Below are 13143 nucleotides of genomic sequence, written 5' to 3'. Positions count from 1 at the left end.
CCCGCACCTTTTTCGTGCGCCGAGGGGCGAGATCTTGCGGGCTGGCGGGTGCCCTGGGTCGCAACGAGTCGCCCCTCGGCAGAGAGTCTCCCCGGCTCAGCCGGGAAGGCCCAGCACGGTGGCTACGGCCAGCGCCTCCAGCTGCTCCGGATCGGCGAGCACGTCGAGCCCGGTGATGGCACCGTCGGCGAGATTGAAGGCCATGATCGAGACGACACGGCCATCCAGAACGGCCGCGACGCCGGGACGACCACCGATGAGCACCGGCGTCGAGTGCGCGGCGAGCCGGCGGGAGAGCACGGCCTGACCCGCGATCGCCTCAGCGCCGGAGACGACCTGCGTGCTCGTGCCGAAGTCCGCCCGCAGCACCGCGCCGTCGTCGAGCAGGGTGAGCAAGGCCGTGATGTCGCCACGCTCGGCGGCCACCAGCCACGCGTCGATCAGCCGGCGCGCTTGCTGAGGCGCCGGCCGGCCCGGATCGGTCGCGGTGCGCACGCGACGGCGGGCCCGGGATGCGAGCTGACGCGCCGCCTCCGGAGAGCGATCCAGCGCATCCGCGACCTCCTCGAACGGCCGCCCGAACACGTCGTGCAGCACGAACGCGACCCGCTCGGCCGGGCTCAAGGCATCCAGAACGACGACCAGCGCCGCCGTCACCTGGTCGGTGCGCTCCACCGCGACCGCAGGGTCGTCGGCGGTCGACCGGGGTTCGGCGGGCCACGGTTCGACCTCCCAGGAGCGCTCGCGGGTGCGACGGGGCGCCCTCAGGATGTCGAGACTCACGCGCGAGACGACGGTGGTGAGCCAGGCGTCGAGGTTGTCGATCGCCGACACGTCCGATCGGCTGAGCCTCAGCCAGGCCTCCTGAACCGCGTCTTCGGCGTCCGCTGTCGACGACAGCAGCCGTCGGGCGATCGCGAGCAGCCGCGGTCGCGCGGTCTCGAAACGCCTCGCCATGATTCTCTGATCGGTCATGTCACATCCTCCGTGTGTCGCTCGTCACCTTATCGACGGGGCGATCGGCCCCGATGTGACACGACCAACAGGAGAGCACCATGAACGCACCCATTCTCGTCACCGGCGGCACCGGCACGATCGGCCGCCGGGTCGTTCCGCTGCTTCGCGCGGCCGGTCAGGATGTGCGCATCCTCAGCCGTCACCCGAAGGACGACCAGCCCGGTGTGCGGCACGTCGCCGGCGACACCGTCGCGGGCACGGGACTCGCCGAGGCCCTCGACGGCGTGAGCACTGTGCTGCATCTCGCCGGCGGCGCGAAGGGCGACGACCGCGCGGCGCTCAACCTCGTGGCTGCCGCCCGCGAGGCCGGGGTCGGGCACCTCATCCTGATCTCGGTCGTCGGTGCGGACAGGATGCCGATCGGCTACTTCCGCGCCAAGGCGGCGGCCGAGCAGGCGATCACGGAGTCGGGCCTTCCTTGGACGGTGCTGCGCGCCGCCCAGTTGCACGAGTTCGTGCTCCCCGTCGTGCGCGGCCTTGCCCGCCTGCCGCTCACCCCCATCCCGACCGGTCTTCGCTTCGAGCCGGTGCACGTGGATGAGGTCGCTGCGCGCCTGGCGGAACTCAGCCTCGGCGCCCCTGCCGGCCGGGTTGCCGACATCGCCGGACCGGATGTTCTGGGAGTGCGGGAACTGCTGGCGGCGTACGCCGAGTTCCACGGAAAGGGGCGCCCCCGCATCCGCGTGCGCATCCCGGGCGCCGTCGGGCGCGCCTACCGCGCGGGCGACAACCTGGCCGACGGGTCGGCGCCGCGCGGACACCGGGGCTGGGCCGAGTTCCTCGCCGAGCAGGCGTCGGATGCGGTCGTGCCGGCCTCGACGGCTGCACTAGGGCCGCGCGGGTAGCCGGGCAGAGCCCCGCCACCGAGACGCACGAGGCGCACGGAGCGCGAGAAGGTCAGCGGCTCGCGAACCACCCGTGCATCGCACTCGTGACGAGAAGGCCTGTCTTCTTGGAGAGGCGGTGCGAGGGGGCTTCGACGAATCGCGTGAAGAGCTCGGCGACGACCAGCGCGATCACGGCCGACAGCACGAGGCGAAGCGCGGTGGACTCCCGGCCGAACAGCGACGCGATGGCGATGATGATCGGCACGTGAACCAGGTACAGGCTGAACGAGATGCGCCCGAGCCAGCGGAACAGACCGGTGGACAGTAGCCGGATGGCCGGGCTCCAGACGGCGGCGAGCAGCACGAGACCGGCCGCACCGACGTACTCGAGCCCCTTGGTGATCGTCTGGAATCGCGGCGCTCCGCCGATGATCGCCCACGTCGACCAGTGCAAGCCGAGCAGGATGAGCGAGATCACGGCGACGGCCGACCCCACCAGTGTCAGCCACACACGACTGCGGCGGGCGACCCACGCTCGCAGGTCGTCCAGCTTCACGGCGAGCACCGTTCCCACCAGGAAGACCGGGAGGAACTGGAGCGGAGTCAGCGACAGGAAGACCCCGGCCATCACGAGCGGAAGCGTGGCGAGCAGGGTGATCCACCACCAGCGGCGAGTGAGCACCGCGACGGCGACGAACACCGGGAGGAACAGGGAGAACGCCAGCTCCCAGTGGATCGTCCACAGCGGGTTGTTCAGCGAGATGTTGCCGAAGAGCAGGTCGAACGACGAGACGATCGTCGCCCACGACGGCTGGTGCACCGAGCTCGCCTTCACCCAGAGGCTGCTCTGATCGTCCCGGCTCTGATCGACCAGCGTCACCAGCAACAGCGCGAGCACGACGGAGGCGGCGACGGGCAGCCACAGACGGAGGATGCGCCGCGCGTAATACGCGACCCAGTCGAAATCGGTTCGCCGTAAGACGGGCAGGGCGACGACGAGCCCGCTGAGCACGAAGAAGATGAGCACCGCCTGCGGTCCACCGACCACCAGTTGCAGGGGGGTCGAGGTCAGCCACCACGTCGCCGACCAGGTCGCGGGATGCACGTCGCGCGGCACGATCCAGATGTCGGAGACCGGGGCGAGGGTCAGCGAGAGGTGGCTGAACAGCACGATCAGGGCGGCGACGCCGCGCAGTCCGTCGAGCGCGACGAAGCGGTCTGGGGCCTGCAGACCTCGCGCACGGGTCACCGGCCGGAAGGCGGTGTCCGGGCTCGTCATCCCGCAAATCTTATGCGGCGGCCGTCCCGGTGTCGAATGCTGCGCGGATCTCGCAGATCGAGGGTTCGAGGGTTCACGGGTCAGCGCACGCTCGCCTCGTGCATCCGCTCCTCGTCGGCCCGTTCCACGTCGGCTCGCTCGTCGTCGGCCCACTCCCCGCCGGCACCCGCCTCATCCAGTTCTTTGCGCGTGACCGGGCTGATCCGGTCTTCGAAGAAGAACCGGGAGATGCCGGCTCGTGCCCTCTCGGTCAGTCCGAGGTGGCCGCGCGCGTCGGGATGCACGCGCAGCGGCGCGTCATCGCTGGTGTTCATCAAACGCCACCGCTCGTGCTCGTCGACGGGGTGGTGAACCTCGATGTACTCACCGCCCGGCAACCGCACGATCCGCCCGGTCTCGTAGCCGTGCAGCAGAATCTCGCGGTCCTTCTTCTGCAGCGCGTAGCAGACGCGCCGGGTCACGGTGAAGGCGACGATCGGGCCGAGCAGCGCGGCCGCTTGGTAGAACGCGACGACGACCTCGACCCCGACATGGAAGTGCGTCGCCACCAGGTCGGCGCTCCCCGCACCCCAGAGGGCTCCGTAGAACACGATGCCTGCGACGCCGATCCCGGTGCGGGTCGGGGTGTTGCGCGGCCGGTCGAGCAGGTGATGGTCGCGCTCGTCGCCGGTGATCCACTCCTCGGCGAACGGATACAGCAGCACGGCCGCGAGGTAGAGGCCCACCACCGCGAGGGGAACCAGAATCGCCAGCGTCCACGTTCGGTCGAGCCAGACGAACTCCCAGCCCGGCGGAACGAGACGCAGGGCACCGTCGAGGAACCCGGTGTACCAGTCCGGCTGGCTGCCGGCCGACGCATCCCCGGGCGACGAAGGGCCGTAGAGCCAGATGGGGCTGACCGTGACCGTCGCCGCGACCGCGAAGATCAGGCCAATGACGATCAGTAGCAGCCCGCCGGCGCGCGCCGCGGCGTTCGGCAGCATCGGCACGCCGCCGACGACCGTCTCACTGCGCCCGAGACCGGGGAACTGCGCGGGCTTCTGCACGTAGCCGGCCCGATAGCGCAGCGCCAGCAGTGCGATGAGCAGCACGGGCACGACGGCGACGTGGACGGGGTAGAGGTTCTCGATGATCCGCCCCGGGAACTCGCCGCCGAACAACAGCATCGAGAGCCAGGTTCCGACGACCGGGATGCCGAGCACGATGCCTTCGACGATCCGCAGGCCCGTGCCCGAGAGCATGTCATCGGGGAGCGCGTATCCGCTCCAGCCACCCACCAGGGCGACGATCAGCAGCAGGAAGAGGAGCACCCAGCCGAGTCGGCGCGGCCGGCGGAAGCCCCCGGTGAAGAAGGTCGTGAGCAGTTGCAGGATGAGCGAGGCCGGCAGCAGCAGAGCCGCCCAGTGATGAGCCTGCCGCAGCAGCAGACCCCCGTCGACCTCGAACGAGATCGCGAGTGTGGAGCGCATGGCCTTCGACATCGTCGCGCCCTCGAGGGGACCGTAGCCGCCGTGGTAGACGACCGGCGTGCTCGAGGGCGCGTAGAAGAACATGAGGAAGACGCCGGTCACGAAGATCACGACGACGCTCGCCAGCGACACGACCCCGAACACGGTCGACCAGTGCAACGGCACTCGCCGGCCGCTCAATTCGGCGGTCAGGGCCGACAGCCTCCGGCCCACCGAGGTGCCGGTGACCAGCCCTGCTGCCCGGTCGGTGAACGACCTCCGGGGGTGACGCTCGACAATCTTCTGCACGATGTCCTCCTGTCTCACTCACTAAGACAGTCAGAGAGGCCATTTTGTGACATCCGGGGCGGATGAGGCCCGGCGACTCAGGCCTTGGGAGCCGTGGAGGCCAGCCAGTCCTCGAATCGCTTCGGCGCGAGACGCACATCGGTGATCTCCGGGTCGTTGCCCGGAACCAGCGAGGTGTCGGTGACGGTTCCCCCGAAGTAGCCCATCGCAGGGTCGGCCACGATCGTGCGGGAGTCTCCGCGCGCTTCGAAGAGCCGGCGGGCAGCATCCGCGAGGCGCAGCGGCTCCGGTCCGGCCAGCTCGAACACGCCGTCGACAGGGTGCTCCTCGGCGACCTTCGCCAGGGCGGCAGACACATCGGCGGCTGCGACCGGCTGCATCACCACGGGCGACAGACGCACGGTGTCACCGTCGGCGCCGCCCTCGGCCAAGGCGGGGATGAACTCGAAGAACTGCGTCGCCCGCACGATCGTGTACGGCACGCCGCCGCCCGTGGCGATCTTCTCCTGGGCCACTTTCGCGCGCATGTAGCCGATGTCGGGCATCCGGTCGGCCCCGACGATCGACAGCACGATGTGGTGCCCCACCCCGGCGGCCCTCGCGGCCTCGACGATGTTGCTCGTCGAGCGCTGGAAGAAGTCGAGCACGGGGCCGTCTTCGAACGACGGCGAGTTGGGGATGTCGATCACCACGTCTGCTCCGGACAGCGCATCGGCCAGCCCGGCGCCGGTGACGGTGTCGACTCCGGTCGAGGGTGACGCGGCGACGGCGTCGTGGCCCGCTTCGCGCAACTGCGCGACGAGGGGTCGCCCGATGAGTCCTGTTCCGCCGATGACAACGATCTTCATGACATTCCTTTCGCTGGAAGATCACGCGGCGAGCGCTACGTGATCGGTACACCAGCTGAGACCGGATGCGGGGCCGATCTGTGACGGCGGGCTACAGCCGCGTGGGAAAAGACCCTCGTGCCGTGGCGACGACCACCAGCGCCGCGAGCATGAGCACCACGCCCACCCAGGGCAGTGCGCCGGGCCCGGACAGGTCGAGCGCGGCCGCCCCGATGGCGGCGCCGCCGGCGATGCCGACGTTGCTCGTGGCGTTCACCCACGCGCCCGCGATCTCCGGCGAGGTCGCGTGCGTGCGCACCGCCGCCGCCTGGAAGAACGACGGCGCAGCGCCGTAGGCGGCGCTCCAGACGGCGGCGCCGATGAGCACGATCACGAACGACGGATAGCCGAGCCCGATGCCGATCATGCCGAGAGCCGCTGCCCCGATGACCGCGGTTCCGCTCCAGCGGGGTGAACGGTCGAAGGTGAGCCCGCCGAACCAGAGCCCGAGCAGCCCGCAGGCGCCCACCCCGATGAGCAGCGGACCGACAGCCGGCTCACCGACCCCGGTTCCGATGAAGACGACGGCGATGTAGGTGTACAGCACGAACTGGCCGAGATAGGCGAGCCCGTTCGCACTGACAACCGTGATGAGCCGGCGCCGGCCTTCTCGGGTGCCGCTCTCCGGCGCCGGATTCTCGTTGTTCACGTGTGGCAGCGAGAGAGCGATGAGAGCCGTGGCCAGCGCTGTGAGCCCGGTCAGCACCCAGAATGACACCCGCCAGTCGGTCGCCGTGCCGAGCGTGGTCAGAAGAGGGACACCCAGGATGAGGCCCACCGACACTCCCCCGGCGACCAGCGCCATCGCACGGCCGATGTACGCCCGGTCGACGAGTCGCGCCGAGTAGCCGATGCACACGGAGAAGAAGAGGGCATGCGCGACGCCGCCCAGTGCGCGGCCCACCGCCACGACGGCGAAGGTCGGCGCGCTCGCCACGAGCGCGTTGCTGACGATGTAGGCGATGAGCGTGGCGAGCAGCATCGCCTTGCGCGGAAACCGCCGGGTCACGATGGTGAGCGGAACCGCCAGCACGGCCACCGCGATGGCGTAGACGCTGACGAGCAGACCGGCGACCGATTCGCTCACTGAGAACGCCCGCCCGATCGCTGGGAGCAGCCCGACGGGCAGCACCTCGGTGGTGACGGCCAAGCACGTTCCGGCCGTCAGCGCCAGGAGCCCGACGATGGCCTGACGGATGCCTCTTTCAGCCACTCCGGCTAGACCAGCCGGCCGACAGACGCGAGCGCGGCCTTCAGCAGCGCTCCCCGCCCGCCCTCCATCTCCTCGGCGACCTGCGGGGTGACGGCCTCCTCGGGCCGCATCCAGGTGAGCTCGAGCGCATCCTGCCGCGGCTCACAGGTGCCGGTGACCGGGATGACGTAGGCGAGCGACACGGCGTGCTGACGATCGTCCGTGTACGGGGTGACACCCGGCATCGGGAAGTACTCGGCCACCTGGAACGGGGTCGGGCTCGCGGGCAGCTGCGGAAAGGCCATCGGCCCCAGATCTTTCTCCAGGTGCCGGAACAGCGCCTCGCGCAGCGTCTCGCCGTACATGACCCGGCCGGAGACGAGCGTGCGCGTCATCTCGCCGACCGCGTTCGCGCGCAGCAGCACGCCGACCTCGGTGACCTGACCGAGGCCATCCACCCGAACCGGAACGGCCTCGACGTAGAGCAACGGCAGGCGGCGGCGTGCCTGCTCGAGCTCGATGTCGGTCAGCCAGGCAGGCCCCTGCTGGGGCATGTCGTCGGGCGACTGATCGGGGTCGGGGTCGGGGGTGCGCACGCTCATGCACCGATACTACGGAAGGGCAGGGCACAATGGAGCTTCCTCCCTCCATCGTCAGGAGACCGCGTGCCGCTGCCCTCCCCCGACCTCACCATCGACCGCGACGCCGTGCTCTGGTCCGCCTCCGAACGCGACCGGGCCGGCCGGCCGCTCCTGGTGCTGCTGCACGGGTACGCCTCCGATGAGGCCGACCTCTTCGGCATCTCGGCCTATCTCCCGCTCGAACCGGTGATCGCCTCCGTGCGCGCGCCGATCCCGGAGGGCCAGGGATTCGCCTGGTTCTCGCGGTTCACGAACGTGCCGGGCGACCCTCTCGCAGCCAACGCCGACGCCGCCGCCCGGGCGGTGCTCGACTGGCTCGACGACCAGCCGGTCACTCCCACCGGCCTCCTGGGCTTCTCCCAGGGCGGGGCGATGGCGCTGCAGCTTCTTCGGCTCGCCCCCGAGCGGTTCGACTACGCCGTGCAGCTCTCGGGATTCGTCGTGCAGGGCGACGGCGCCGACGACGCACGTCTCGCCGCCCACCGCCCGCCCGTTTTCTGGGGGCGCGGCACCGCCGACGAGACCATCCCGGCCGCATCCATCGCCCGCACGACCGCGTGGCTGCCCGACCACACCGAGCTCGACGCCCGCATCTACGAGGGGATGGGGCACTCGATCTCCACGCGTGAGCTGGCCGACATCGCGGCGTTCATCCGGCTGCATCTGCGTTCCTGATCCGCCCGCCGAACCGGTCGTACCGCGCCCTGACCCTGTCCTGAGCGGGTTACGCATGTCAGGGGTTGGGGAGAGGATAGAGGGATGAGCGACGTGCTCGACCGGTTCTCCCGCGCCACCCGTGAGTGGTTCAGCGGGGCGTTCGCCGCGCCGACGCCGGCGCAGATCGGGGCGTGGGATGCGATCTCCCGCGGCAAGAACGCGCTCGTCATCGCCCCGACGGGTTCGGGCAAGACGCTCGCCTCCTTCCTCTGGGCGATCGACCGGCTGGCCGCACGCAATGAGAGCGCCGACCCCGGCGACGCGAAGCCGGGCACGCGCGTTCTCTACATCTCCCCGCTGAAGGCCCTGGGCGTCGACGTGGAGCGCAACCTGCGCGCGCCTCTCGTCGGTGTCACCCAGACCGCGAAACGGCTCGGCGCCGAGCCTCCGCACGTATCTGTCGGCGTGCGCAGCGGCGACACCACGTCGGCCGACCGCCGCGCGCTCGTCAAGACGCCGCCCGACATCCTCATCACCACGCCCGAGTCGCTCTTCCTCATGCTCACGTCGTCGGCCCGCGAGACGCTCAGCTCGGTCGAGACGATCATCATCGACGAAGTGCACGCCGTCGCCGCCACCAAGCGCGGCGCGCATCTCGCGCTCTCGCTCGAGCGGCTGGACGCGATGCTGCCGAAGCCCGCCCAGCGCATCGGGCTCTCCGCGACGGTGCGACCACCGGAAGAGGTCGCGCGTTTCCTCGGCGGGCGAGCGCCGGTCGAGGTCGTCGCTCCGCCCTCGGGCAAGCGCTTCGATCTGCGCGTCGTCGTGCCCGTCGAAGACATGAGCGAGCTCGGCACCTCCACCTTCGCGAGCGGAAACGACGACGGCTCGGCCCCGCAGGCGGGCTCCATCTGGCCGCATGTCGAGGAGGCGATCGTCGATCGCGTGCTGGAGCATCGGTCGTCGATCGTGTTCACCAACTCCCGGCGGCTCGCCGAGCGGCTGACGGCGCGACTCAACGAGATCTACGAAGAGCGCATCCTGGGCGGAGCGGCCCCTCTCGCCGACCAACCCGCGTCGCGGGCTCCGGCTGAGCTGATGGGCGCGTCGGGACAGACCCGCGGCTCCCGCGAAGCCGTCGCCGACGAGCCCGACACGCTCGTGCTCGCCCGCGCCCACCACGGCTCGGTGAGCAAGGAACAGCGCGCTCTCATCGAAGACGACCTGAAGTCGGGGCGCCTGCGCTGCGTCGTCGCGACGTCGAGCCTGGAGCTCGGCATCGACATGGGCGCCGTCGACCTGGTCGTGCAGGTGGAGTCGCCGCCGTCTGTCGCCAGCGGACTGCAGCGCGTCGGCCGAGCGGGCCACCAGGTCGGCGAGGTGTCCCGTGGCGTCGTGTTCCCGAAGCACCGGGCCGACCTCATCCACTCGGCGGTCGCCAGCGAGAGGATGGTCGCCGGCCTGATCGAGACGCTCCGGGTGCCGACCAACCCGCTCGACATCCTCGCCCAGCAGACGGTGGCCGCCACCGCGCTCGAGCCGATCGACGCCGACGAGTGGTTCGACACCGTGCGGCGCAGCGCGCCGTTCGCAACGCTGCCCCGCAGCGCCTACGACGCGACCCTCGACCTGCTGGCGGGCCGCTACCCTTCCGACGAGTTCGCCGAGCTGCGACCCCGCGTGGTCTGGGATCGAGACTCGGGAACCATCACCGGACGCCCCGGCGCGCAGCGGCTCGCGGTGACGAGCGGCGGTACCATCCCCGATCGCGGACTCTTCGGCGTCTACATGGTTGGCGAGAAGGCCAGTCGCGTCGGCGAGCTCGACGAAGAGATGGTCTACGAGTCGCGGGTGGGGGATGTGTTCGCCCTCGGCTCCACGAGCTGGCGCATCCAGGAGATCACCCACGACAGGGTGCTGGTGACGCCGGCCTTCGGTGAGCCCGGCCGGCTGCCGTTCTGGAAGGGCGACGGGCTCGGCCGGCCCGCCGAGCTGGGTCGCGCGGTCGGAGCGTTCGTGCGGGAGGTGAGCGGGGCATCCGCCACAGACGCCGAGCTCCGCTGCGTCGAGGCGGGGCTCGACACCTGGGCGACGAACAACCTGCTCTCCTTTCTGCAGGAGCAGAAGACCGCGACAGGTCATGTTCCGACCGACCGCACGCTCGTGGTCGAACGCTTCCGCGACGAGCTAGGGGACTGGCGCGTCGTGTTGCATTCCCCTTACGGCATGCAGATCCACTCGCCGTGGGCGCTGGCCGTTCAGGCGCGCGTGAGAGAGCGGTACGGCATCGACGGCGGCGCGATGGCGGCCGACGACGGCATCATCGTGCGCATCCCCGACACCGAATCCCAGCCGCCCGGCGCCGACTTGTTCGTGTTCGACCCGGCCGAGCTCGACGCGCTCGTGACGAGCGAGGTCGGCGGCTCCTCGTTGTTCGCCTCGCGGTTCCGGGAGTGCGCCGCGCGGGCACTGCTGCTGCCCAAGTACAACCCCGGCAAGCGCTCCCCGCTCTGGCAGCAACGGCAGAAGGCGTCGCAGCTGCTGGATGTGGCACGCAAGTATCCGAGCTTCCCGATCATCCTGGAGACGGTGCGCGAGTGCCTCCAAGACGTCTACGACCTGCCGGCGCTCGATGAGGTGACGCAGCAGATCGCGCAGCGCCGCATCCGTCTCGTCGAAGCCAGCACCGAGACCGCATCGCCGTTCGCCCGCTCGTTGCTGTTCGGATATGTCGCTGCGTTCATGTACGAAGGGGACAGCCCCCTCGCCGAACGCCGCGCGGCCGCCCTGTCGCTCGACGCCGGGCTGCTGGCCGAACTTCTCGGCCGCGCCGAGTTGCGCGAACTGCTCGACCCGGGCGTGATCGAACGCGTCGAACGCGAACTGCAGCGGCTCGCGCCCGAGAGACGCGTGCGGGGGCTGGAGGGCGTCGCCGATCTGCTGCGGCTGCTCGGGCCCCTCACGGTCGACGAGGTCGCCGAGCGGTTGCAGGGCGAGCAGGTCGCGGCGGCTGCTGCCGACCTGTCGGAGGGCGCGCCGGCCCAGGCCGCGCCGGCCGAGGGCGCGCCGGCTGAGGCCGCGCCGTCTGAGGCCGCGCCGCCCCCGCCTGCCGACCGGGCCACCGCATCCGCACACCTCGAGGTGCTCGTCGACACGAAGCGCGCGCTCCTGGTGAACATCGCCGGCACGGAACGCTATGCCGCGATCGAAGACGCCAGCCGGCTGCGCGACGCCCTCGGCGTTCCGCTGCCGATCGGAGTTCCCGTGGCGTTCATCGAACCCGTGGACGATCCCCTCGGCGACCTCGTGAGCCGCTTCGCCCGCACCCACGGCCCGTTCGCGGCGAGCGACGTCTCCGAGCGGTTCGGCCTCGGTGCCGCCATCGTGCACGACGCGCTGCGACGCCTCGCGCACGACCGGCGCGTGGTCGACGGCGAGTTCCGCCCGCACGCTCACGGCACCGAGTGGTCGGACGCCGAGGTGCTGCGGCGCCTTCGCCGGATGTCGCTGGCCGCGCTCCGCCACGAGGTCGAGCCCGTCGACCCGGCCACCTTCGCCCGGTTCCTGCCCGACTGGCAGCATCTCGGCTCGTCGTTGCGGGGCGTGGATGCGGTGGCCTCGGTCATCGAGCAGCTGGCCGGAACGCGCATCCCGGCGTCGGCCTGGGAGTCGCTCGTGCTGCCGGCCCGCGTGACCGACTACAGCCCCGCGATGCTCGACGAGCTCACCGCGACGGGCGAGGTGATCTGGTCGGGCGACGGAGCGCTGCCAGGCTCCGACGGCTGGGTCAGCCTGCACCTCGCCGAGTCGGCGCCGCTCACTCTCGTGCCCCCTCCCGAGCACGAGACGGATGAGCTCCAGCGGGCGGTGCTCGCGGCGCTCGGTCGCGGCGGCGGCTACTTCTTCCGTCAGCTGTCCGACGCGCTCGGCACAGAGGCGGGTGCGCCGGTCGACGACACCGCGCTGGTGACCGCTCTCTGGGATCTCGTCTGGGCCGGCGCGATCACGAACGACACGCTCGCTCCGCTGCGCACGCTGACCGGGTCGTCCGGCGCCCACAAGCGGCCCAAGCAGGCGCCGCGCTCGCGCCTCTACCGCGGTCGCGCCGCGGCCCGCTCGGCGATGGTGACCCGGATGGGCCCGCCCACCGTCGCAGGACGCTGGTCGCTGCTGCCCGCGCGAGACCTCGACTCGACGGTTCGAGCGCACGCGACGGCGGAGACCCTGCTCGATCGCTACGGGGTGGTGACGCGCGGCTCGGTGATGAACGAGGGCGTGCCCGGTGGGTTCGCGCTCGCGTACAAGGTGCTGAGCGGCTTCGAGGAGACCGGTCGCGCCCGGCGCGGCTACTTCGTGGAGACCCTCGGCGCCGCGCAGTTCGCCACCGGTGCCACCGTCGACCGCCTGCGATCGTTCGCGCGGGATCACACGCAAGAACCCGAGAACGCCGCGCTCGCGCTGGCCGCCACCGACCCGGCGAACCCCTACGGCGCGGCGCTCCCGTGGCCGGCCGTGCCCGGCGAAACCGGAACCGGCCACCGGCCGGGGCGCAAGGCCGGTGCACTCGTGGTGCTCGTCGACGGCGCGCTCACCATCTACGTCGAGCGCGGCGGCAAGAGCCTCCTGTACTTCGCCGATCAGGAGCAGGCCGACGCCGAGAGCACGCTGCGGTCGGCCGCCCGGGCACTGGCATCCCTCGTCACTCGCGGGCGCGTGGACAAGCTCGCGATCGAGACGGTCAACGGCGGCTTCGTGCTCGGCTCCCCGCTCGGCGACGCTCTCGCCGAGGCAGGGTTCCTCGCCACTCCGCGCGGACTCCGGTTGCGAACGTGAGCCGGCCGCGGTTGGGCGCGCAGCCTCGAGTGTGGCCGTTCCGGTCGAGTGTG

At 70.9% G+C, this 13143-nt stretch carries 9 protein-coding genes; 3 read left to right on the top strand and 6 right to left on the bottom strand.

Annotated features, from left to right (window positions below; genetic code table 11):
• Positions 1-96: 96 nt before the first annotated feature.
• Positions 97-975, bottom strand: coding sequence for a sigma-70 family RNA polymerase sigma factor (locus ACFVWR_RS16005; protein ID WP_387214224.1), 879 nt, complete (start codon positions 973-975; stop codon positions 97-99).
• A gap of 80 nt (positions 976-1055) precedes the next feature.
• Here ACFVWR_RS16005 and ACFVWR_RS16000 point away from each other — a divergent pair, with 80 nt between their 5' ends.
• A complete protein-coding gene (locus tag ACFVWR_RS16000; RefSeq protein WP_387214221.1) occupies positions 1056-1862 on the top strand; it encodes an SDR family oxidoreductase in 807 nt (268 codons plus the stop codon).
• Between the two features lie 52 nt (positions 1863-1914).
• On the opposite strand, the gene ACFVWR_RS15995 is transcribed toward ACFVWR_RS16000, so the two are convergent.
• The 5 genes from ACFVWR_RS15995 to ACFVWR_RS15975 form a co-directional block, all read right to left on the bottom strand.
• On the bottom strand, positions 1915-3123 hold the full coding sequence (locus tag ACFVWR_RS15995; protein ID WP_387214218.1) for an acyltransferase family protein: 1209 nt from the start codon (positions 3121-3123) through the stop codon (positions 1915-1917).
• 80 nt (positions 3124-3203) lie between these two features.
• Positions 3204-4880: a cytochrome bc complex cytochrome b subunit gene (locus ACFVWR_RS15990; RefSeq protein ID WP_387214215.1), complete on the bottom strand. Its 1677-nt coding sequence runs from the start codon at positions 4878-4880 to the stop codon at positions 3204-3206.
• Between the two features lie 77 nt (positions 4881-4957).
• The gene (locus ACFVWR_RS15985; RefSeq protein ID WP_387214212.1) at positions 4958-5728 is read right to left on the bottom strand and encodes an SDR family oxidoreductase; all 771 of its coding nucleotides are present in this window, start codon (positions 5726-5728) and stop codon (positions 4958-4960) included.
• 91 nt (positions 5729-5819) lie between these two features.
• Complete coding sequence (locus ACFVWR_RS15980) at positions 5820-6980, bottom strand: MFS transporter (RefSeq protein WP_387214209.1); 1161 nt, start codon at positions 6978-6980, stop codon at positions 5820-5822.
• 5 nt (positions 6981-6985) lie between these two features.
• On the bottom strand, positions 6986-7561 hold the full coding sequence (locus ACFVWR_RS15975) for an NUDIX hydrolase family protein (RefSeq protein ID WP_387214206.1): 576 nt from the start codon (positions 7559-7561) through the stop codon (positions 6986-6988).
• Between the two features lie 63 nt (positions 7562-7624).
• Here ACFVWR_RS15975 and ACFVWR_RS15970 point away from each other — a divergent pair, with 63 nt between their 5' ends.
• Entirely contained in the window at positions 7625-8275 is a 651-nt protein-coding gene (locus ACFVWR_RS15970) for an alpha/beta hydrolase (RefSeq protein WP_387214203.1), read from the top strand.
• A gap of 84 nt (positions 8276-8359) precedes the next feature.
• Positions 8360-13090, top strand: coding sequence for a DEAD/DEAH box helicase (locus ACFVWR_RS15965; RefSeq protein WP_387214200.1), 4731 nt, complete (start codon positions 8360-8362; stop codon positions 13088-13090).
• Positions 13091-13143: the final 53 nt, after the last annotated feature.

The organism is Leifsonia sp. NPDC058292 (assembly GCF_042880955.1).
Taxonomy (GTDB): Bacteria; Actinomycetota; Actinomycetes; order Actinomycetales; family Microbacteriaceae; genus Leifsonia.
Note: the sequence above shows the minus strand (reverse complement) of the source record. Positions and strands in the feature narration are given on the sequence as shown.

Bases quoted from the DNA above. Each gene is read 5' to 3' on its own strand.
- ACFVWR_RS15965 (WP_387214200.1), top strand. From the start codon at position 8,360: ATGAGCGACGTGCTCGACCGGTTCTCCCGCGCCACCCGTGAGTGGTTC.
- ACFVWR_RS16000 (WP_387214221.1), top strand. From the start codon at position 1,056: ATGAACGCACCCATTCTCGTCACCGGCGGCACCGGCACGATCGGCCGC.
- ACFVWR_RS15975 (WP_387214206.1), bottom strand. From the start codon at position 7,561: ATGAGCGTGCGCACCCCCGACCCCGACCCCGATCAGTCGCCCGACGAC.
- ACFVWR_RS15985 (WP_387214212.1), bottom strand. From the start codon at position 5,728: ATGAAGATCGTTGTCATCGGCGGAACAGGACTCATCGGGCGACCCCTC.
- ACFVWR_RS16005 (WP_387214224.1), bottom strand. From the start codon at position 975: ATGACCGATCAGAGAATCATGGCGAGGCGTTTCGAGACCGCGCGACCG.
- ACFVWR_RS15995 (WP_387214218.1), bottom strand. From the start codon at position 3,123: ATGACGAGCCCGGACACCGCCTTCCGGCCGGTGACCCGTGCGCGAGGT.